Annotated in this window: 1 protein-coding gene; it reads right to left on the reverse strand. The window is 57.9% G+C overall.

Annotated elements, in window-relative coordinates:
- A partial coding sequence (locus JUK32_RS00235) for a tetratricopeptide repeat-containing protein (RefSeq protein ID WP_204136864.1) occupies positions 1 to 599 on the reverse strand: 599 nt, incomplete at both ends.

A 599-nucleotide genomic window follows, 5' to 3' on the forward strand; every position in this document is an offset into this window, starting at 1 on the left:
TCGGGATGGCGATTCCCTAACTGCTCGCGCCAAATTGCCAGGGCTTCTACATAGAGGGGTTCGGCCTCCCCATAGCGTCCCTGAACATAATACAGTGAGGCCAGATTATTGAGGCTGAGGGCGACATTGGGATGGCGATTCCCCAACTGCTCGCGACGAATCGACAGGACTTCTTCGTGGAGGGTCTCGGCGTCGCCATAGCGACCCTGGGCACTATACAGCGTGGCCAAATTGTTGAGGCTGGTGCCGACATTGGGATGGCGTTCCCCCAACTGCTCGCGCCAAATTGCCAGAGAGTCTCGATAAAGGGGGGCCGCTTCCCCATAGCGACCCTGGGTAACATACAGCCCGGCTAGATTATTGAGGCTGATGGCAATATGGGGATGGTGCTCTCCTAACTGCTCGCGACGAATCGCCAGGGCTTCTTCGTAGAGGGTTTCAGCGTCACCATAGCGACCCTGGGCATCATATAGCCCGGCCAGGTTGTCGAGGCTGGTGGCGACATTGGGATGGCGATTCCCCAACTGCTCGCGCCAAATTGCCAGGGCTTCTACATAGAGGGGTTCGGCCTCCCCATAGCGCCCCTGAGCATAATACAG

This window comes from Halomicronema sp. CCY15110 (assembly GCF_016888165.1).
Classification (GTDB): domain Bacteria; phylum Cyanobacteriota; class Cyanobacteriia; order Phormidesmidales; family Phormidesmidaceae; genus Halomicronema.